Below are 18,231 nucleotides of genomic sequence, written 5' to 3' on the forward strand. Positions count from 1 at the left end.
ATAAAAGGGCAAAGCCCGCATTCGGGCAACCTTTTTTTTTGAATTTTGTTCCCGTCCGCCCGCCGCCGTTCCGAGCCTGCGCGGTTTTGCGGAATCTCCGCCTATTTGCCGGCGGTGTTTTTCTTTGCCGACGGTTTTTTACCGCGCGGCGGTTGGGGCTTCTGCTTTTCGGCGGGGTCTTTCAGTCCGTCGATTGCTCCCGACGCGACCGCCCAAAGGTAGATGCAGGCAACGCTCCCGTAGGGCGAGTATTTTTTGCGGTATTTTTCGAAAAGCCCGCGCGTGATTTTCCCGTGCCCGTAGACCATGCGCAGTCCGCGCTGAATGCCGAAATCTCCGAAGCTCAGCACGTCGGGGCGTCGGAGCGAATGCAGCATGAGCATTTCGGCGGTCCATTTGCCGACCCCTTTGATTTCCGAAAGTTTTTCGCAAACTTCGTCGTCGGTCATTTTGCGTAGGGCGTCGATGTCGAATTCCCCCGATGCTATTTTCTCCGCAGCTCCCCGCATGTATTCTATTTTTCTGAACGAAATTCCGAGCGCGCGCAAATCTTCGGGCTGCGTTGCCAGCACCGACTGCGGCGTGATTTCGCCGAGGGCGTCTGTCATTTTCCGCCAAATGGAGTCGTGCGCTTTTGTGGAAATTTGCTGCCCGATTATGCTGAAAACAAGAGCGCGGAAGAGGTCGGGTTCGACCCGCCGCTTGGGCATGCCGAGCTTTTCGATTGCCGCCGCAAGGCGTTTGTCGCGCCTTTTTAGGTGGGCGATTTCGGTTTCGCCGTATTTAAAGTATTTGCGTTCCATTCGGGGATTTTGATTGTTTGATACGTCCGAGGGGCGGCTGGCGCAAGCTTTTTCGCCGCGTTCCGCGCCCCCCGCGCCGCGGAATTTTACTGGGCTTGACACGGGGCGTATAATGCGTGCGACTTTTGAAGTCGTGCGCGGCGGCGTTCGGCGGATATTCGGCGGGCGCGTTTTCGGGCGCGTCTATTTGCGGTCGGCAAATTCCGTGGCGGCGGCGACGGGAAAGTTCTTTTCAAGTTCGCGTTTGAGTTTTTCGAGCATGGGTTCGTCGGAAAGCCCGATGAGCCTTTCGACATGGCTTCTGATTTCCCCCGCAAGCGGAGATTCCGCGCAGTTCGAGAAAACGGGTTCGCCCATTTCCCCCGAAACATGCGGCGTATTGCCAGAAAGGAATGCGGCGTCCACGGAGAGGAAGTCGGCAATTTTTTTCAGCGTTCCAGTGTTCCTCGGCATTCTGCCCCTGCGCCATGTGCTCGCCGTGCTCACAGCGCAGCCCGCCACTTCCGCAATGTCCTCCAAGCGCACGTTGCGGTTGCTCATGAGCGTTCTGAATCTTTCCGCAAATACGGGATTCCCGTAAATCTTAACTTCTTTTTTCATGCAAAGTAGAATTTTTCTATTTTAGATATTGACATTGTTGAATAATATTTAATAATTATTTTAAATATAAATTTAACTTAAACACCATAAACCTCAACCAAAATAATCGCAAATTACGAAAATGATTACAATTATAAAATCCTACGAAGGGGAGGAAACGACCCGTGAAATGTGAAAAATCCGTAGACCCCACGGGGCACTTTGCCTCGCTCGTGCCCGATGGGCAGGAATGGTTCAGCCCGAAGGAGGCGGGAAGCATTATCGGGCGTTCCGACCAGTTCGTGCGCGACAGTTTCAATACGGGCAAAATCATGGGGCATACCTCCAACGGCATTGCGCCGAAAGGCGAGGAGAAGAAATCCTATCTGCGCGTCCACCGCGACGCAATAATAATGTATCTGCTCGAATCGGCAAACTACACGCCCGAATCGTTCATGGAAAGCTTGGAGTCCATTCTCGAACGCCGTTCCGATTACCAGCTTCTGCGTCTCGAAAAGGTCATTCACGACAGGCTCTATTCCAAAAAACGCCGCTATTGACCGCGCTCCTCCGCCCGCCGCGTCCGACGGCGTCGGGGCGCAAAGCGGGCTTTGCGGCGGAGTTTGCCGAACAATCAACCGCGCCCGCCTACACGGCGGGCTTTTGCGTTCGGGGCAATCGCCTTGACAATCGGGCGGCGTTTCGTAGACTGGGTTCATAATCTTTAACACGAAGGAATTTTTATGTTTACGGGTATTGTCGAGGCCACGGGGAAAGTGGTTTCTTTCGAGGAAAAAAAAGCGGCTTGGCTCTTGAAGCTTGAAGTTCCCGACATTATCGCCGACTCGCTCGCCGAGGGCGACTCCCTTGCGTGCAACGGCTGCTGCCTGACGCTTGTCGGGCGCGAGGGCAACACGGTGTCGTTCGAGCTTCTCGAAGAGACTATCCGCCTGACGAGCTTCGAGGGGCTGTCGCGCGGTGCTCTCGTGAATTTGGAGCGTCCGCTCGCCGCCGACGCGCGTCTGGGCGGGCACTTCGTAAGCGGGCATGTGGACGTCCGCAGTACCGTGCTCGACTTCGAACAGCGCGGCAAAAACTATTATCTGCGCGTCGCCGTTCCCGCGGAATTTTCAAAGTACGTCGTGTACAAGGGAAGCATCGCAATAGACGGCATTTCTCTCACGATTGCCGAGGCGCATGCCGACTCGCTCGCGGTGTGGCTCATTCCGCACACGCTCGAAGTGACGAACCTCGCCGACTGCAAGGCGGGGAAATTCGTCAATCTCGAATTCGACATACTCGCAAAATACGTCGAGAAAATAGCCGCGGGCAGCCGTGAAAATTCCCCGTACCAGCCGCAGGCGTAGCTTCCGCAAACCGTCGCCGAAACGCGCCGCTCAGTTTGCGGCGGTCGTTTTGCTGTGGGTGCTGTGGTCGCTGTTTTCGCCCGACTTCGACGGCGGACAGCCCGCCGACCAGCCCGCGCCGATTCCCCCGTCGGAAGTTCCCGTGCGGACTTCGTCGGTTGCGGAGGGCAGGGTGCGCGTGTGCACTTGGAATGTCCGCAACTATTCTGTGGCGGGGCGGAAAATCGGCGGGAAGTACGTGCAGTCGCCCAAGCCGGAAGCGGAGAAGACGGCGTTGCGCAAGTCGCTTGCGGCGATAAACGCCGACGTTCTGCTGATAGACGAAATGGGCGACGCAGCCTTTCTGCGCGAACTGCGCGACGACCTCGCGAAATTCGAGGGGCTTGTCTACGAATACACCGCCACAACCCGCTACGACTCGCCGTCGCGCGTGGCGATAATGTCGCGCATAAAGCCCGAAAAATTCGTGGACTGCTGCGACATCAAATTCGAGTTCAAGGGCGACAACCGCTTTTCGCCGCGCGGCACGCTCGGCGCGTGCTTCGATGTCCGCGGCGTAAAATGGTACGCGTTCGCCGTCCACCTGAAAAGTCCGCTCGGGGCGAGGAAGTCGGACGAAAAATTCACGCCGTTCCGCTTTGCGGAGCTTAGGGCGATTTCCGCGAGAATCAAAAGCGAAACGGGCGGCTGCAAAAACGTAATCGTTGCGGGAGACTTCAATCAGGAGCCGAGCGACGCGCTTTTGCGGAACATTCGCGGCATGGTTCTCGTTCCGCAGTCGGACGAAGACGGGCGCGAGTACACTTATTTTTGGTCGAAGAAAAACATATTTTACAGGTACGATTTCTTCCTGTTTTCGAAGCCCATGCTCCCGTTCCTTTCGGGCGCCGCCGCCGTTTGGAAGCGCGGCGGAGACGCAAGCGACCACCGCCCCGTGTACGTCGATTTGGACTTCTCCAAAAACTAACGCATGCGTCTTTTGAAGTACGCCAGTTGAAGCCTGAAAACCGTCGATACCACGCCGAGCGTAAGAAGTATCGTCGAGATATAGACCGCCTGCACGAGGATTTGCGCGTAGATGTACGGCTCTATTTCGAACGGCGCGCATCTCGACGGAATCAGGTAGTTTGCGGCGGCGACAAGCACTATCGCCGCGGGCCAGAAGAACTTCCAGAGGGTAAGCACGCAGAAGTCCCAAACGCCCGTGTGCCGTTTGTCCTGCGACGCATTCACGAGAGATGCCGCAATTTTCTGGGGCGCAAGCAGGTTTGCGAGCGGAATGAAAAACAGCCAGTTCGCCGATTCGGAAAATTCGTACGACGGCGACATTCTCCGCGCGTATTTCGAGACGAAGCCGAGCCACTTGAAGCCCGCGAATGCCGCCGCGCAAAGAAGCGCGAAAATCGCCAGAGCCGAGAGCGATTCAAGCTTTCCGATTTCCGAGGATTGTATTGTGGTTTCGAGCCTTTCGGCGGGGGTTTTCGCCGCGACGTACACTTTGTGCATTCCGAGCGTTTGGCACAGAAAAAACGTTTTCAGCCCGACGCAGACCGCAAGGGAGGCGAGCAAAGCCCTGAGGGGGTAGGTATATTTTTTCAGCTCGAAAATGCGGTCCCTGTTTTCCGAGCTTTGCGACAGCGACGAGTCGGCGTAGCGCAGCCAGATTTTCTGTTCGGGCGACCACACTTTCGTGTTTGCGTCTATTGCGCGTTCGGCGAAAAGCCTGCGAACCGCGCCGCCCGAAACGGGGCCGCATTTCGTTCCGTCTTTTTTCGTAGTACCACATGTTATTTACCTATGCAAAATTTTGAAAATATCCTGTCGAGAATCTGCTCGTTGTCTGTCTTCCCGACGATTTCGCCGAGGGCGTCGAGCGACTCGCGCAGGTCGGACGCCACAAGCTCCGACGGCTCGTTGTTTTCGATTTTCGCGCGCGCCGATTTTATGGAGTCGAGCGTTCTTTCGAGAGCCGCCGCGTGCCGCGCCCCCACGAGGACGTCGTCCGCCGACGCCGTTATGCAGTGCTCTTCAATCAGCCCAACCACCGCGTTGCGCAGGCTTTCAAGACCCTCGTTTTGTCGGCAGGAAATCCGAACGGTTTTGAAGCCCGCAAAGCTTTTTTCGAAAAGTTCGGGCTTCGATTCGGGGAGGTCGCACTTGTTTATCACAACGACCGTGTTTTGGGGCGCGAAAACCGACTCCGTTCCGTGCGGAAGCTCCGGGATTCCCGCGGCGGCGTCGAGCACAAGCAGCCCGATGTCGCAGCGTTTGAGCCTGTCCACCGCCATCGCCACGCCTTTCGCCTCTATTTCGCAGTCCGTCTCGCGCAGTCCCGCGGTGTCGACGAGGTTTACGGCGTATCTGCCGACGATGAGCTTTTCGGAAATGAAGTCGCGCGTGGTGCCCGCCGTGGCGCTTACGATTGCGCGTTCGTCGCCCACGAGCGCGTTTAGCAGCGACGACTTCCCCGCGTTCGGCGCGCCCGCAATCACGGCGTTTATGCCGTCGTGCACAAGCGGCGCGTACTTGGCGGTTGCAAGGAGTTTTTCGACGTCGTCGGCGAGCGCGTCGGCGGAGTCGGCAAGCTTCTGTTTGTCCTCTTCGGGAAGGTCGTCTTCGGGAAAGTCTATGTACGCTTCGACCAGCGCGGACATGTCGAGAAGCCCGTCGGAAATGCGGGCGACGCGCCTGCCAAGCTCGCCCGAGAGCTGTTTTTGCGCCGCCTGCAACGCGCGTTCGCCGCGCGCGCCGATTACGAGAGCCACCGCCTCCGCCTGCGAGAGGTCGAGCTTGTCGTTCATGAACGCCCGCCGCGTAAATTCGCCCGCCTGCGCGGGTCTTGCGCCGCGGGCAAAGAGGTCGTCGAGAATTTTCCGCGCGATGAACGGGTTGCCGTGGCACGAGATTTCGAGCATGTCCTCGCCCGTATAGGACGCCGGTTTTTCGAAAAGCGTAAATACCGCTTCGTCGAGCGTTTCGCCCGCGACGTTTTTGTAGACGCCGAAATTCGCAACCCGCGGTTCGACCGTCCGCCTGCGGAAAGCCTCCCGCGCAATTCTTGCGCAGTCCGCGCCGCTGAGCCTTACCAGCGCGATTGCCGACTCCCCGCTGGGAGTGGAAAGTGCCGCTATCGTTTCTTCCATTGTTTTCCGAAAAGTTTTTTTGTTGCCATTGCCGCCGCCGCGCACGCGCAAAACGCCGCGCCCCCGACTGACAGCGCGTCGATTCGCGCCTTGAATTTTGTCGAACCCGTGTTCGCCGAAAAGTCTATTTTCTGCGTCCTCTGCCATTCGGTCATGTCGGATTCGAAAGCCGAGTACGCCGCGAAGTACGCGCAGACGCCGACCACCGCCGACACCGCAATCACCGCGAATTTGAATCTGCGCGTATACTTTTTCATTTCCGCGCCTTCAACGCCGCTTCGAGTTTGCGCATGTCGAGCCTGTCCGTAGCCGCGACGCCGTTTTTGCCGAACCAGCCCTGATTCATCTCTATGCAGTAGAGAATGTCGGCCCGCGACGACCCCACCGAATCGAGGTTGTGCGGGTAGAGCTTTTTGACCTCCGTGAGCACTCCGTTTTTGTCGAAAAATCCGATGTCGAGCGGGATTTTCGTGTTCTTCATCCAGAACGACGCCCTTGACGGCGTTTCGTAGACGAATACCATGCCGTCGTTTTCGCCGAGCGAGTCTCTGAACATCAGCCCGCGCATTTTCTCTGCGTCGGAGACCGCCAGCTGCGCCCTGAACGCGACGCCGCCTACCGACATGTCGAAAAACGCGTCGGCGTCGGCGGGTTTCGGCTTGTCGGCTGGGCATGCGCACAAAAGCAACGCGCACGCATACGCGCATACGAACTTTACAATATTCGGCATGTCTTTTAATCTGTACAATTAAAACTCCCGCGCAATAATAAAAAAATGAAAAGAGAAATTGTTTTGAGGGGCTCGTGCCAAACCGACGCCGACATGCTTTACTTTACGGGCGTTCCCGTCCCCGACCCCTTCTACGCGTTCACGCTGCGCGGGCGCAAATGCGCGTTAATCGGCGCGCTCGAATTGGGTCGGCTGTCGAAGGGCGGGCGGCTCGACGAAATTTTCGACCTCAGCTCACTTTCCCGCAAATATTTTCCGAACGGACGCGCCGACGAAACCGCCGTGCTTGCGAAAATCCTCAAAAACTCCCGCGTCCGCGGGCTGCTTGTGCCGCAGAATTTCCCCGCATTGCAGCTCGAAAGGCTCAGGGCGGCGGGCTTCGACGTCGCCGTTGCAGACTTCCCGATTCTCCCCGAACGCGACGTGAAATCGGCCCGCGAGCTTGCCGAAATCGAAAAGGCGAACGCCGTAGCCGCAAAGGGCTTTGCGCGGATAGCGCAGATTCTGCGCGAGTCGGAAGTGTCCGACGGAAAGCTCGTCTGGCGGAATCGGACGGTTTCGAGCCAGCTTCTGCGCTTCGAGGTCGAAAGCGCGGCGTTGGCGGAGGGCGCGGACGCAATGTACACGATTGTCGCGGGCGGAAATCAGGCGTGCGACCCGCACGAAGTCGGGCACGGCGCGATTCTCCCGAATTCCCTGATTGTTGCCGACATCTTCCCGCGCCTGAGGTCGTCGGGCTATTTCGGCGACATGACCCGCACGTTCTTGAAGGGAACTCCCAGCGACGCGCAGGCGCGGCTTGTCGAAACCGTCGCCGCCGCCCAGAGGCTTGCGCTTTCGAAAATCCGCGACGGCGCGGAAGGCTCTGAAATCCACGCCGATGTTGACGACTTCTTCGCCGAAAACGGCTATTATACCGAGTTCCGCAAGGGCGCGTGGGGCGGATTTTTCCATTCCACGGGGCACGGCGTTGGACTTGACATTCACGAAAAAATTTCGATAAGCCCGCGCAAGTGCAAACTGCGTTCCGGCAACGTCGTCACCGTCGAACCGGGGTTGTACTACCGCGGAATAGGGGGGTGTAGGATAGAGGACACCGTGGTTGTGCGCAAAACCCGCGCGCGCAAACTCTCGAACTACCCCTACGATTGGGTCATAAAATAGTTGCCAAGCGCGGGGCGTTTTGCGAAACTTTGCGGATATGTTCAGGTGGCTCGTAATTCTTGTCTGCGCGTTCGCTTCGGCGGGCATGGTCCGCGCGGAAATCGGCGAAAAGGCGTTCCGCGAACGCGCAAAATGCGCGGTCGCGGTAAAATACAGCATAGAGCTTGAAGAGGACAGACGGCAGGTTGCTACAATGGGCATGGTTGCCGACTCCGGCGGCACGGTTATAGTGCCCGCAAGCGAGATTCCGCTTTCGCTCCGCCACGACGAACTCAAAGACTTTAAAATCCACTTCTTCGGCGGCGACCCCGACGGCTACTCCGCCGAATACCTCGGCGCGGACTCTCTTTCGGGCACGCACTTCCTCAAACTGAAAAAGGGGCTTCCCGACGGACTCGTTCCGTATACGTCGTTTGCGCGGGCGGGCGTTTCGCGCGGGCAGACGGTGTGGGGCGCGGGAATTTCGCGCGAGGAGTTTTTGTTCGAGCCGTACCTGCTGAAATCGTATGTGTCCGACATCGGGCGGCGTCCCGTAATGAAGGCGGCGTCCCCCGTTCCCGTAGCGGCGGTGGGCACGGCGGTATTCGACGAAAGCGGAAAATTCGTCGGCTGGGGAGACTCTCCCGCAAGCGAGCTTCGCCTGCTCTACGCCGAAAAAATCAACGGGCTTCCGATAACGCTCGCCGCGCCGGTCTCGACCGACTCTTTCATTCTGCCCGACGAGCTTGACAAAATTCTCGCCCGCCGCCCCTCGCGCCCCGAAGGCGACAAATTCGGCTGGCTCGGTCTTGTCAACACAAAGGTTTTGAAGCGCGACGTCGCAAAAATGATGGGCGTGGGGAACGCCAGCGCGTTTCTAATCAGCGACATCGCCAAAGGCTCGCCCGCGGAAACTGCGGGGCTGAAAAAGGGCGACATCGTGGTGGCGGTGGACGGGAAGTCGGTGGAAGTCTGCTTCGAGCAATTCGCGCTCTACAATTTCAGGCTGCTGTTTGCCGAGCATAAAAAGGGCGACAAAATTTCGCTTTCGGTAATCCGCGCGTCCGACGCCCCGCGCAAAGTAGAAGTTGTCGTGGGCGAGAACCCGAAAACCCACAGGGAGTCGAAGACGAAGTATTTTAAAAGGATAGGTTTTTCCGTCCGCGAATACCTTTTCGACGACGCCGTAGCCCGCAAAACCCTCGAAATAAAGACCGACGCCCCGCCCGTCATAAAATACGTAAAGCCGAACAGCCCCGCGGCGTCCGCGCTGCCCGCCCGCCTGTTTGCGGGCGACATTGTGCGCGAAATAAATTCAAAGCCCGTGTCCTCCTACGCCGAGGCCGTCGCGGAGCTTGCAAAGCTCGACGCGTCCGCAAAGGAAATCGTGATTTTGGCGGAGGACATGAAAGAGACAAAACTCGTGAGAATCAAGCTCGACTGATGAAACTTTCCGCAACATTCATGCTTATTTTCTACGCCGTTCCGCTTTTCGCCGAAGCGGGATTCGCCGATGCCGACGCCCCGCTTACGGAGTCTCTGCGCGAACGCGCGGCGACCGCCGAACGCCTCGAAAACTGGCGCGAAGAGCGGGCGAGGCTGCTTTCGCTTGAAAAGTCTTACGCGGCTCTCGCAAAGTCTAAACGCGCGGAAATCGCGGCGGTTGCGGCGGCGAACGAATCGGCGCGGAAAAGCCTCGCCGAAGCCTCCGCAAAAAACGACTCCGACGCCCGCGACTTGCAACGCCTTTCGTCTTTTGCCGACGCCCAATACGCCGCCATGCTTTCAGACCCCCGCGCGGCGGAAATTCTGCGCGGCGCGTTCCCCGAAACCCTCGACGGCAAGACGGCCGTCGAAAAGCTGCGCGTCTTGGCGGACGCAATCGACAGGCTCTTCGCGGCGGACAAGACCGTCGAAAAGGGCGCGGACGGGAAAGTCCGCACGGGGATTTTTTTGAGGGCTTCCGGCACGGAATCGCGCGGCGGCATTGCCGAGCTGAAAACGGAGGGCGCAAAACATGGGAAATAGGTTTTTGAAATTCTTTGCGCTATTCGCCGCCGCGTTCGCGCCCGCCTTTGCGGGGCTTGCGGCGGAGTCAAACTGGGCGCGGGGAGAGCTTGAAAAGGCGCGGGCGGCGGACGCGGCGGCCGTCGCTAAAATCGCGGCGGAACGCGCGGAAATTGCGGCGCGGATTTCAAGGCTCGCGGAGGAGTCGGCGTCGCTCGACGCTTCGCTCGCGGCGGCGAGGGCGGAGGCTTCCGCGCTTGCGACGCTTTCGGAAAAATCCAAATTCTACGACTCCGTCTGGGCGTCCGTTTTCGAGACCGCAAACCGACGCTTCGGCGCGGTTTCGCCGTCGTTGGAATCTGTGGAGCGGGCGGTTTCGGAGCGCATGCAGTCGCTCTTCAACCCGCTCGCGCAGACCGATTTTACGGCGGTTCGGGCAAAGACGGGCGAGAAGCTTGTCGGCAAAACTTTCAGGGTGGGCGGGTTTTCGTACTTTGTGGGAAGCTCGACCGCTGGCTTTTTGGCGGAGTCGGGCGCGTTGTACGGAGAGTCCCGCGCGAAGGAAATTGCGGACTTCGCCGGGGGGCGCGCCGGCACTCTGCCCGCCGACGTTTCGGGCGGCGCGTTGTTCGACGCCGAATCGAAGTCGCGCACGTTTGCCGAGGACGTCGCCGTCGGCGGCGTTTTGATGTACCCCATTCTCTTTTTCGGACTCATTTCGCTTGCGGTGTTTTTGTGGAAAACCGCAAGTTTTGCCCGCCTGCGCCGCGCCCCGAAAAACGCGGTATCCGCCGTGCTTTCGGCGTTGGAAGAAAGGGGCGCGGAAGCCGCCGAAACCGCCGCGCGGCGCATGGGCTATCCCTATGCGGACATGCTTTCTGCGATGCTTGAATCGCGCAATTCGCCGGTTTCGCAGTTGGAGGAAATCGCCTACGAGCACATGCTTTCGGTCGGCGGGCGTCTGCACTGGGGATTGTCGGTGCTGTCGGTTTCGGCGACGGTCGCTCCGCTTTTCGGGCTTTTGGGGACGGTAACAGGCATAATCAAAACTTTCGCCGACCTCTCGGCGCAGGGGCTTGGCAACGCGCGGCTTCTCGGCGCGGGAATCGGCGAGGCTCTGATAACCACCGAGTACGGGCTGATTGTGGCAATACCCGCGTTCGTCGCCCACGCGTTCCTGACGCGCCGCGCGCGCGCGGTTCTTGCCGACATGGAAAAACTTGCGTCGTCGTTTCTGGCGGTGGTAAAAAAATGACGGAATCTTTTGCGGAGTTGTTTTGCGGGGTGTTCGCGGCGGGCGGAATTTTGATGTATCCGCTGGCGGCGATTGCCTTGTACGCGTATTTTTGCGCGTTTAAAACGTCCCTGCGGCTGGGCTGGCTTAACGCGCTTTGCGCCGACGAAAAATCGTTCGCGCGGGAGTTCGTAAAATTCGAATCGGAAAATTCCGCGCCCGACGTAAAATCGGCGTTCGCGCGGCTGCGGTCGGAACTGCTTTCGGACGAGGAGCGCAGGGTGAAAATGCTGAAATCGCTGGCGGTCGCCGCGCCGCTTGTCGGTCTTTTGGGGACTGTCGCGGGAATGACCGAAACCATTGTCTCCTCCGCCTCCGATTCCTCCGCGGGCGTCGCCGAGGGAATTTCGGTTGCGCTCATAACCACTCAGGCGGGGCTTGTCGTTGCGATTCCCGCGTGGATTGCGGCGGTGTTCGCGCATGCGCAAATGCGGAAGCTTCTGACGACTCTTGCCGCGCGGGAGTCGTCATTCGGGAGGGAGTCATTGTGAGCCTGCGCAGACCAAATTTTTCGGACGGAGAGGGCGAGGAGTCGATAAACATTTCTCCGCTAATCGACGTCATTTTCATACTGCTGATTTTCTTTGTGGTGACCACAACGTTTTCGGACGGCGGCGCGGTGAAAATCGACGTGCCGAAGGCGGCGACTGCCGTCCGCCCCGAATCGAAGCCGCTGACAATCTCGATTGCGGCCGATTCGTCGGTTTCGGTCGGCGGCGTGAAGGTGTCGCGGGCGGAGCTTGAAGCGCGTCTTCGCGCGCACATGCGCTTCGACAAAACGGTGGTGTTGCGCGGCGATTCGTCCGCGCCCGTTTCGACTCTCGTGGAAATCATGGACACCGCAAAATTGTGCGGGGCGGAGGAAATCTACGTTTCGGCGGAGAAAAAATGAAGACGGCGTTCCAGTCCAAAAACTACGGCTTTGCCTCCGCGATTTGCGCGGCGGCGGCGACATTGGCGGCGTTTGCGGTGCTTCCGCTTTCGGTCGCGGTTTCGCGTCGGGACGCCGCGGGGCGGCCGCCCAAGCTTGTGCGCGTGTATTCCGCCGCGCAGCGACAGTCGGACGGCGGCGCGAAAAACGCGGGGGCTTCGGGACGAGGGGCATCGGCGGTCGTGCCGAATTTTTCTGGCGCAAAGAAGGCTGCGGAATTTACCGTGCCCGCGCTCGACTTTTCGTCGGTGGGCGTCGCCGTTCCCGATTTCGGCGCGGGCGGAAACCTCGCGTTCGACTCTTTCGTCGGAGGGCTTTCAGATTCCGAAACGAAATTCGACGCCTTCGAGCTTGACGCGCTCGACAAAATTCCGAGGCGTCTTAATTCCGTCCGCATAGACTACCCCCGCAAGCTGCTCGACCGCGGAATCGAGGGAGAGGTTTTGCTGAACGTCGTGGTCGATTCCGACGGCAGCGTTGAAGTTGAGTCCGTGGCAAGCTCTACCGACGCGCGGTTCGAAAAAAGCGCGGTTGACGCGGCTTTGAAATTGCGCTACGAATCGCCCATGAAAAACGGGGAACGCGTGCGCGCGCGCTTCGTTCTGCCGATACCCTTTAAAATAGTGAAATGAAAATTTTTGGCGCATATCTTCTGTTTTTTGCCTCCGCGATTTGCGCGGCGGCGGCGGGCGTCGCACCGTTCGGGGCGTCGCCGGCGGTTTCGCGCAGGGAGGCGGAGGCGGTTCGCGCGGCGGCGGAGGCTTCCGACAATTCGGCGGCTCTCGAAATCCTGCTCGACGCCTCCCGAAAAAATTGGGCTGGGGCTGTCGTGTTCTTCAACTTGGGCAACGCGCAAATGCGCGGCGGCGACGCGGAATCTGCCGTTGCGTCCTACCGCAGGGCGGCGGAGCTTTCGCCGTCGTTTTTTGCGGCGCGGAAAAACCTCGGCTTTGCGCTTTCGCAGCTTGGGCGCGATTCCGACGCCCTCGCCGAAATGCGGGACTCTCTTGCGCTGTCGGGCGGTTCCGACACCGCAATTCTGTTGTGGTTCGCAAAACGCGCCGCCGACGCGCGGGACTTTTCCTCCGCGCTGAATTTCTGCAATCAGGCGCTTCTCTACGACGATTCGAACCGCGCCGCGCTCTTTGCAAAAGCGGCGTACCTCTACGAGCTTGGGCGTTTCGAAGAGTGCGAGACCGCCGCAAAAAAACTTATGCGCGACGCCGAATTTTCCGCCCGCGCCGTGCGGCTTGCGGGAAGCGCGAGGGCGCGGCGGGGCGACTTTTGCGGTGCGGCGGCGGCTTTCGGATTTCTCGAAAAGTCGGGCGCGGCGGAGAGGTCGGACGCCCTGTTTTTCGCGAACCTGCTTTTCAAAATGCGCCTTTACCGCGACGCCGCGGCGGCGTACGCGCGGCTCGGCGATTCCGCCTCCGCGGGCAACGCGGCGGAGGCAATGCTTGCGTCGGGCGATTTTTCGGGCGCGGCGGGGCTTGCTGAATCGCTCGGCGGAGACCTTCGCGAAAAGATTTCGGGGCTTGCCAAATTCGGCGCGGGCGACTTTGCCGCCGCCCGAAAACACCTCGAAGCCTGCGTTAAAAAATTTCCCGACGACGCCCGCGTACTGTGCGCATTGGGCGGCGCGTGCGCCGAGCTTGGCGACTGGGGCGCGGCGGACGCTCACTACGCCCGAGCGTCGCTCGATCCGCGCTTCGAATCCGCCGCCCGCTACGGCATGCTGAGGTCGGCTGTCGCACGCGGAGACTTTGTGGCGGCGCATTCGCTCGCCGCCGCGCTTGCGAAGAAATATCCCGAATTTTCAGAATATGCAAAGTATCTCGAAAAGCAGATTTCCAGATGACGCCTCGGCGTTCCCCATGCTAATGGGCGTCCTCAACGTTTCGCGCGACTCGTTTTCAGACGGCGGGAAATATTTGGACGACTCCGCCGCCGTCGGGCAGGCGTTGCGCATGGTTTCGGAGGGCGCGGCGATTGTGGACATCGGCGCGGAGTCTACGCGCCCCGACTGCAAGCCGCTTCCCGCCGACGAGGAACTGCGGCTGCTGCTCCCCAAGCTCGCGGCGGTGCGGAACGCGCTTCCCGACATCGCGATTTCGGTTGACACCTACAAGCCAGAAGTCGCGCGGGCGGCTCTCGAAAACGGCGCGGACATCATAAACGACGTCCTTGTGCGGGTAGTCGACGGACGCTGCCCGATGGCGGCGCTTGCCGCGGAGTTCGACTGTCCGATTGTCGCAACCCACAACTCGCGCGGCGCGGAATTTTCGGGCGATTTCTTCGGCGCGTTCGTGCGCGGAGTAGCCGACATGGTCGCGGCGGTCGAGCGCGAGGGCGCGGAAAAAATCATAATCGACCCAGGCTTCGGCTTCGGCAAAACGGCGGAGCAGAATTTCGAGATAGCCGCGCGGCTCGGCGAATTGCGAATGTTCGGGTACAAAATACTTCTGGGCGTTTCGCGGAAGTCGTCGCTGGCGGGGCTTGTAGGCGCGGGCATGGACGCGCGGGACGACGCCACCGCCGCAATCACCGCGATTTCCGCCGCGTCCAATTCCGCCGATATTTACAGGGTGCACGACGTGGCAAAAAACGCCGCCGCCCTCAAAACCGCAATGGAGATTTCAAAATGGACGAAATTAAAATAGACAGAATCAGACTCAAAGGCAAACACGGCTGCTTTGCCGCCGAACGCGACGAATTCAGGGATTTCGAAGTGTCGCTGCGGCTCTTTCTGCCGCTCGATACCGCCGCGAAAAGCGACGGGCTTGACGACACCGTAGACTATCCCGCGGCGATCGCAATCGCCGAGGGCGTGCTTGCGGGCGAGAGCGTGCGGCTTGTGGAAAAGCTTGCCGACATGATTGCCGAGCGGCTGTTTACGCGCTTTGCAAACCTTCTCGAAGCGGAGGTCGAGGTCGCGAAATTGGGCGTGGACATCGGCTACGACTTCGGGGGAATTTCGGTGAAAATCCGCAGAAAGAGGGGCGACTACATAAAATGAAAAACGCAAAACGCATAGTGCTGGCGTTGGGTTCGAACGTCGGAAACCGCCGCGAAAACCTCGTGCGCGCGCTCGCGGAAATAGAGAATTTTGCGCGGATACTCTCGCGCTCCAAAATCTACGAGACCGCGCCAGTGGGCTTTGCCGACCAGCGCGACTTCCTCAACGCTGCGGTTCTCTGCGAGACGCAGTTCGAGCCGCTGGATCTTCTCGAATTCTGCAAGTCGGCGGAGGCGCGGCTGGGGCGGACAAAGACGTTTCCCAACGGCCCGCGCGAAATCGACATCGACATAATTTTCTACGAGGGACGCGCGTATTCCGACGCCGCGCTCCAAATTCCGCACCCGCGATGGAGCGAGCGCGACTTCGTGCTTGCTCCGCTTGCCGACATCTTGGACTCTTTCGAGACCGACTTTTGTTGCGACGTCGCGGGCGTGCTCGGCAGCGCGCCGAAAAAATACCAACCCTTTGCGGAGTTTTAAGGCATGGAAGAGGGCACTCTTTACGTTGTTGCGACGCCGATAGGCAATCTGTCGGACATTTCCGAACGCGCTCTCGAAACGCTGCGCTCGTGCGATTTGGTCGCGTGCGAGGACACCCGCATTACGGGCGCGATGCTCAGGAAATTCGGAATCGAAAAGGAGATGTTCGTAAACGAGGATTCGCGCGAGCGCGGCGTTGCGCCGCTGCTTCTCGAAAGGCTCAAAGCGGGCAAAAACGTGGCTCTTGTAAGCGACGCGGGGACGCCGTGCATAAGCGACCCCGGTTTCAGAATAGTCCGCGCATGTCGCGCGTGCGGCGTGAAGGTAGTGCCGGTTCCCGGCGCGTGCGCGTTCGCCTCGGCGTTGAGCGCGTCGGGGCTGCCGAGCGATTCGTTTTTGTTCGTCGGCTTCCTCCCCGCAAAGACGGCGGCGCGGAAAAACTTTTTCGAAAAATACGCCGACTTCGGGCACACGCTGATATTCTACGAGTCGCCGTACAGGATTGAAAAATTCGTTGACGACGCCCTCGAAGTCTTCGGCGGCGACCGCATCGTGTGCGTCGCCAAGGAGATTTCCAAAATGTTCGAACGCTTCTTTGTCGGCAGGCTCGCCGACGTTGCTGCGGAGCTTAAAAAATCGTCCACAAAGGGCGAATTTGTCGTGATTGTAGCCCCCGACGGATTCACGCTATGAGCGGCGCGGTACTTGCAATAGACATCGGCTCGAACACGATAAAGTGCCTGCTCGGGCGCGTCGAAAACTGCGCGGTTGCGCGGCTCTACGAGCGCACCCTCGACAGGCGGATTATGGGAAGCGGCGCTCTTGTGCCGAACGCCGCAGACGTCGTTTCGGACTCCGTCTCGCTTTTCGTTCGCGAAGCCGCGGCGTTTGCGCCCTCTTTCAAAACAGTCGCCGTCGCGACCTCCGCCCTGCGCGACAGCCCCCGCAGGGGCGAAATTACCGCCGCCGTAGCCGAAAACACGGGCGTTGAAATCCGCGTGCTTTCGGGCGGCGAGGAGGCGCGGCTGTCGTTTTCCGGCGCGATGGGAGACCCGCTGGTAGACGCCTCCAAAAAATGCGCGTACTTCGATTTGGGCGGCGGAAGCATGGAAATCGTCGCGGGGCAAAACGGCGTCGTCGAACGCGCCCGAAGCCTGAATGTCGGGGCTGTGCGGCTCATGCGCGAATGCGCTTCGCCCGACGGATATTTCGAACGCGCCCGCGCGGAGTTTGCGGCGTCGCTTGCCGACTTCCCGAAAACCGAGCTGCTTGTCGGTGCGGGAGGCGCGGTCGTTGCGGCGCGTTTGATGAAGGCAAAGCTCGGTCTTTCGGGCGCGGAATACGAAATTTCGCTTGATGACATCGAAAAATGCTACGCGGCGGTTCTGCCGCTTTCGGTCGGAGAGAGGGTCGAAAAATTCGGCATAAGCGCGGGCAGGGCGGACATAATTCCCGCGGCGTTCGCGTGCATAATAGAGCTTATGCGCTCTCTCGGGAAAACCCGCCTTACGCACACTTTCTGCAATATCCGCTACGGAATTGTCCGCGCCGAATCGGCGTCGTGAAATAATCCCAAAACGCATCGTTTTGCTATTGACTTTTGAAAATTCAGCTGGGAGCTTTTTTTTTCGTTAGGCAAACTATAGCAACAAAAGAGGATTGGATATGAAAAAACTGTTTCTTGCGGCGGCGTTTTTCGTCGCGTGTCTGGCGTCGGCGGCTCCACAAAAGGTGATATTCGACACCGACATCGGCAACGACGTGGACGACGCTCTCGCCCTTGCAATGCTCTACGACTACGAAGCGTCGGGGCGCGCGCAGGTGCTCGCGGTTCTGCTGAACAACCGCCACCCCGCGTCGATAGCGTTCACGAGCGTCATGAACAACTACTACGGCTTCGGAAAATTCCCCGTCGGCGTCTCTGCCGACGGAATTTCGAGCAAGGACGGCAGGTACGCGGTAATCGTTTCCGACATGAAAAAGCCCGACGGAAGCTTTGCGTATCCGCGCTCGTTCGACGCGCAGAACAGGCCCGTAGACGCCGTGAAGCTCGCCCGCAAGGTTTTGAGCGAAAGCGAGGACGGGAGCGTTGTCTACATTTCGGTAGGATTTTCGACGAACGTAGTGAATTTGCTGTCGTCGCAGGCGGACGAGTATTCGAAGCTCGACGGAATTGCGCTTGTCGCAAAAAAGGTGAAGTATTTTTCGGTCATGGCGGGGCAGTTTGCCACATATCCGGACATTCCCAGGCTCCGCAACATGATGCCCGAATACAACATCAGGTTCGACCCTCCCGCGGCGCGGGCGTTCTTCGGAAAATCGCCCGTTCCGATTGTTTTCAGCGGCTTCGAAATCGGCGAAATTGTCAGATTCCCCAAAGAGGCCGTGCTTGAAAAATTGTCGGCGGAAAATCCGCTTGCGGTGGCGTATAAAAAGTACGCGGTGTCGCGCAAGACGGGCGAACTTTACGACACCTGCGCGTTCGACCTCACGAGCGTCCTGTATGTGTTCTCGCCCGAACTTTTCGAAATTTCCGAGGCGGGAAATGTCGTTGTGGACGAAAAGAACATTTCCGTTTTCACTCCCTCAAAAGGCGGTCTGCACAAGTATTTGATTCTCCCGAAAGACGGCGCGAAGAAGATTTCGGAGGAGCTTGCCGCGCGTGTCGCAACCCTGAAACCGCAGGCGGAAAAATAGCGCGGCGCGGGAATTTTATTGTCGGCAGCCGAAATTAAA

Annotated in this window: 23 protein-coding genes; 17 read left to right on the top strand and 6 right to left on the bottom strand. The window is 59.1% G+C overall.

Annotated features, from left to right (window positions below):
- Positions 1-101 precede the first annotated feature (101 nt).
- Positions 102-803: a DNA-3-methyladenine glycosylase gene (locus P3B99_009615; GenBank protein WYJ07447.1), complete on the bottom strand. Its 702-nt coding sequence runs from the start codon at positions 801-803 to the stop codon at positions 102-104.
- 183 nt (positions 804-986) lie between these two features.
- The gene (locus tag P3B99_009620; protein WYJ07448.1) at positions 987-1,403 is read right to left on the bottom strand and encodes a helix-turn-helix transcriptional regulator; all 417 of its coding nucleotides are present in this window, start codon (positions 1,401-1,403) and stop codon (positions 987-989) included.
- A 164-nt stretch (positions 1,404-1,567) separates the two neighbouring features.
- On the opposite strand from P3B99_009620, the gene P3B99_009625 reads away from it, so the two are divergent.
- The 3 genes from P3B99_009625 to P3B99_009635 all read left to right on the top strand — a co-directional run bounded on the left by P3B99_009625 (position 1,568) and on the right by P3B99_009635 (position 3,716).
- A complete protein-coding gene (locus tag P3B99_009625; GenBank protein ID WYJ07449.1) occupies positions 1,568-1,942 on the top strand; it encodes a hypothetical protein in 375 nt (124 codons plus the stop codon).
- A 183-nt stretch (positions 1,943-2,125) separates the two neighbouring features.
- Positions 2,126-2,749 (top strand): riboflavin synthase, encoded by a 624-nt coding sequence (locus tag P3B99_009630; GenBank protein ID WYJ07450.1) that lies wholly within the window; start codon positions 2,126-2,128, stop codon positions 2,747-2,749.
- The gene (locus tag P3B99_009635) at positions 2,718-3,716 is read left to right on the top strand and encodes an endonuclease/exonuclease/phosphatase family protein (protein WYJ07451.1); all 999 of its coding nucleotides are present in this window, start codon (positions 2,718-2,720) and stop codon (positions 3,714-3,716) included. Before P3B99_009630 ends, P3B99_009635 begins: the two co-directional genes overlap by 32 nt.
- On the opposite strand, the gene P3B99_009640 is transcribed toward P3B99_009635, so the two are convergent.
- The 4 genes from P3B99_009640 to P3B99_009655 form a co-directional block, all read right to left on the bottom strand.
- Positions 3,713-4,435 carry a hypothetical protein gene (locus P3B99_009640; protein ID WYJ07452.1) on the bottom strand — a complete coding sequence of 241 codons (723 nt, stop codon included), beginning with the start codon at positions 4,433-4,435 and terminating at the stop codon, positions 3,713-3,715. The genes P3B99_009635 and P3B99_009640 overlap by 4 nt on opposite strands.
- Positions 4,436-4,536: 101 nt before the next feature.
- Positions 4,537-5,892 (bottom strand): tRNA uridine-5-carboxymethylaminomethyl(34) synthesis GTPase MnmE, encoded by a 1,356-nt coding sequence (mnmE, locus tag P3B99_009645; protein WYJ07453.1) that lies wholly within the window; start codon positions 5,890-5,892, stop codon positions 4,537-4,539.
- Positions 5,877-6,149, bottom strand: a complete 273-nt coding sequence (locus P3B99_009650; protein WYJ07454.1) for a hypothetical protein — start codon at positions 6,147-6,149, stop codon at positions 5,877-5,879. The genes mnmE and P3B99_009650 overlap by 16 nt, the downstream gene beginning before the upstream one ends.
- On the bottom strand, positions 6,146-6,622 hold the full coding sequence (locus tag P3B99_009655) for a DUF192 domain-containing protein (GenBank protein ID WYJ07455.1): 477 nt from the start codon (positions 6,620-6,622) through the stop codon (positions 6,146-6,148). Before P3B99_009655 ends, P3B99_009650 begins: the two co-directional genes overlap by 4 nt.
- A gap of 45 nt (positions 6,623-6,667) precedes the next feature.
- Here P3B99_009655 and P3B99_009660 point away from each other — a divergent pair, with 45 nt between their 5' ends.
- The 14 genes from P3B99_009660 to P3B99_009725 all read left to right on the top strand — a co-directional run bounded on the left by P3B99_009660 (position 6,668) and on the right by P3B99_009725 (position 18,192).
- Entirely contained in the window at positions 6,668-7,786 is a 1,119-nt protein-coding gene (locus P3B99_009660; protein WYJ07456.1) for a Xaa-Pro peptidase family protein, read from the top strand.
- Positions 7,787-7,823: 37 nt separating this feature from the next.
- Entirely contained in the window at positions 7,824-9,209 is a 1,386-nt protein-coding gene (locus tag P3B99_009665; GenBank protein ID WYJ07457.1) for a PDZ domain-containing protein, read from the top strand.
- Positions 9,209-9,793, top strand: coding sequence for a hypothetical protein (locus P3B99_009670; protein WYJ07458.1), 585 nt, complete (start codon positions 9,209-9,211; stop codon positions 9,791-9,793). The genes P3B99_009665 and P3B99_009670 overlap by 1 nt, the downstream gene beginning before the upstream one ends.
- A complete protein-coding gene (locus tag P3B99_009675) occupies positions 9,783-11,027 on the top strand; it encodes a MotA/TolQ/ExbB proton channel family protein (GenBank protein WYJ07459.1) in 1,245 nt (414 codons plus the stop codon). The genes P3B99_009670 and P3B99_009675 overlap by 11 nt, the downstream gene beginning before the upstream one ends.
- Positions 11,024-11,557, top strand: a complete 534-nt coding sequence (locus P3B99_009680; GenBank protein ID WYJ07460.1) for a MotA/TolQ/ExbB proton channel family protein — start codon at positions 11,024-11,026, stop codon at positions 11,555-11,557. Before P3B99_009675 ends, P3B99_009680 begins: the two co-directional genes overlap by 4 nt.
- Positions 11,554-11,958, top strand: a complete 405-nt coding sequence (locus P3B99_009685) for a biopolymer transporter ExbD (GenBank protein ID WYJ07461.1) — start codon at positions 11,554-11,556, stop codon at positions 11,956-11,958. Before P3B99_009680 ends, P3B99_009685 begins: the two co-directional genes overlap by 4 nt.
- Positions 11,955-12,629, top strand: coding sequence for an energy transducer TonB (locus P3B99_009690; protein ID WYJ07462.1), 675 nt, complete (start codon positions 11,955-11,957; stop codon positions 12,627-12,629). The genes P3B99_009685 and P3B99_009690 overlap by 4 nt, the downstream gene beginning before the upstream one ends.
- Entirely contained in the window at positions 12,626-13,855 is a 1,230-nt protein-coding gene (locus P3B99_009695; protein WYJ07463.1) for a tetratricopeptide repeat protein, read from the top strand. Before P3B99_009690 ends, P3B99_009695 begins: the two co-directional genes overlap by 4 nt.
- Complete coding sequence (gene folP, locus P3B99_009700) at positions 13,821-14,657, top strand: dihydropteroate synthase (protein ID WYJ07464.1); 837 nt, start codon at positions 13,821-13,823, stop codon at positions 14,655-14,657. Before P3B99_009695 ends, folP begins: the two co-directional genes overlap by 35 nt.
- Complete coding sequence (gene folB / locus P3B99_009705; GenBank protein ID WYJ07465.1) at positions 14,639-15,013, top strand: dihydroneopterin aldolase; 375 nt, start codon at positions 14,639-14,641, stop codon at positions 15,011-15,013. Before folP ends, folB begins: the two co-directional genes overlap by 19 nt.
- Entirely contained in the window at positions 15,010-15,495 is a 486-nt protein-coding gene (gene folK / locus P3B99_009710) for a 2-amino-4-hydroxy-6-hydroxymethyldihydropteridine diphosphokinase (protein WYJ07466.1), read from the top strand. The genes folB and folK overlap by 4 nt, the downstream gene beginning before the upstream one ends.
- 3 nt (positions 15,496-15,498) lie before the next feature.
- Complete coding sequence (gene rsmI, locus P3B99_009715; GenBank protein WYJ07467.1) at positions 15,499-16,188, top strand: 16S rRNA (cytidine(1402)-2'-O)-methyltransferase; 690 nt, start codon at positions 15,499-15,501, stop codon at positions 16,186-16,188.
- Positions 16,185-17,060 (top strand): hypothetical protein, encoded by an 876-nt coding sequence (locus tag P3B99_009720; GenBank protein ID WYJ07468.1) that lies wholly within the window; start codon positions 16,185-16,187, stop codon positions 17,058-17,060. Before rsmI ends, P3B99_009720 begins: the two co-directional genes overlap by 4 nt.
- 100 nt (positions 17,061-17,160) lie before the next feature.
- The gene (locus P3B99_009725) at positions 17,161-18,192 is read left to right on the top strand and encodes a nucleoside hydrolase (GenBank protein ID WYJ07469.1); all 1,032 of its coding nucleotides are present in this window, start codon (positions 17,161-17,163) and stop codon (positions 18,190-18,192) included.
- Positions 18,193-18,231 lie beyond the last annotated feature (39 nt).

This window comes from Opitutia bacterium KCR 482, assembly GCA_029269845.2.
Lineage (GTDB): Bacteria > Verrucomicrobiota > Verrucomicrobiia > Opitutales > Intestinicryptomonadaceae > Merdousia.

Coding starts and splice junctions, on each gene's coding strand:
- P3B99_009615 (WYJ07447.1), bottom strand. CDS start 803: ATGGAACGCAAATACTTTAAATACGGCGAAACCGAAATCGCCCACCTA.
- P3B99_009620 (WYJ07448.1), bottom strand. CDS start 1,403: ATGAAAAAAGAAGTTAAGATTTACGGGAATCCCGTATTTGCGGAAAGA.
- P3B99_009630 (WYJ07450.1), top strand. CDS start 2,126: ATGTTTACGGGTATTGTCGAGGCCACGGGGAAAGTGGTTTCTTTCGAG.
- mnmE (WYJ07453.1), bottom strand. CDS start 5,892: ATGGAAGAAACGATAGCGGCACTTTCCACTCCCAGCGGGGAGTCGGCA.
- P3B99_009650 (WYJ07454.1), bottom strand. CDS start 6,149: ATGAAAAAGTATACGCGCAGATTCAAATTCGCGGTGATTGCGGTGTCG.
- P3B99_009655 (WYJ07455.1), bottom strand. CDS start 6,622: ATGCCGAATATTGTAAAGTTCGTATGCGCGTATGCGTGCGCGTTGCTT.
- P3B99_009660 (WYJ07456.1), top strand. CDS start 6,668: ATGAAAAGAGAAATTGTTTTGAGGGGCTCGTGCCAAACCGACGCCGAC.
- P3B99_009665 (WYJ07457.1), top strand. CDS start 7,824: ATGTTCAGGTGGCTCGTAATTCTTGTCTGCGCGTTCGCTTCGGCGGGC.
- P3B99_009670 (WYJ07458.1), top strand. CDS start 9,209: ATGAAACTTTCCGCAACATTCATGCTTATTTTCTACGCCGTTCCGCTT.
- P3B99_009675 (WYJ07459.1), top strand. CDS start 9,783: ATGGGAAATAGGTTTTTGAAATTCTTTGCGCTATTCGCCGCCGCGTTC.
- P3B99_009680 (WYJ07460.1), top strand. CDS start 11,024: ATGACGGAATCTTTTGCGGAGTTGTTTTGCGGGGTGTTCGCGGCGGGC.
- P3B99_009690 (WYJ07462.1), top strand. CDS start 11,955: ATGAAGACGGCGTTCCAGTCCAAAAACTACGGCTTTGCCTCCGCGATT.
- P3B99_009695 (WYJ07463.1), top strand. CDS start 12,626: ATGAAAATTTTTGGCGCATATCTTCTGTTTTTTGCCTCCGCGATTTGC.
- folP (WYJ07464.1), top strand. CDS start 13,821: ATGCAAAGTATCTCGAAAAGCAGATTTCCAGATGACGCCTCGGCGTTC.
- folB (WYJ07465.1), top strand. CDS start 14,639: ATGGACGAAATTAAAATAGACAGAATCAGACTCAAAGGCAAACACGGC.
- folK (WYJ07466.1), top strand. CDS start 15,010: ATGAAAAACGCAAAACGCATAGTGCTGGCGTTGGGTTCGAACGTCGGA.
- rsmI (WYJ07467.1), top strand. CDS start 15,499: ATGGAAGAGGGCACTCTTTACGTTGTTGCGACGCCGATAGGCAATCTG.
- P3B99_009720 (WYJ07468.1), top strand. CDS start 16,185: ATGAGCGGCGCGGTACTTGCAATAGACATCGGCTCGAACACGATAAAG.
- P3B99_009725 (WYJ07469.1), top strand. CDS start 17,161: ATGAAAAAACTGTTTCTTGCGGCGGCGTTTTTCGTCGCGTGTCTGGCG.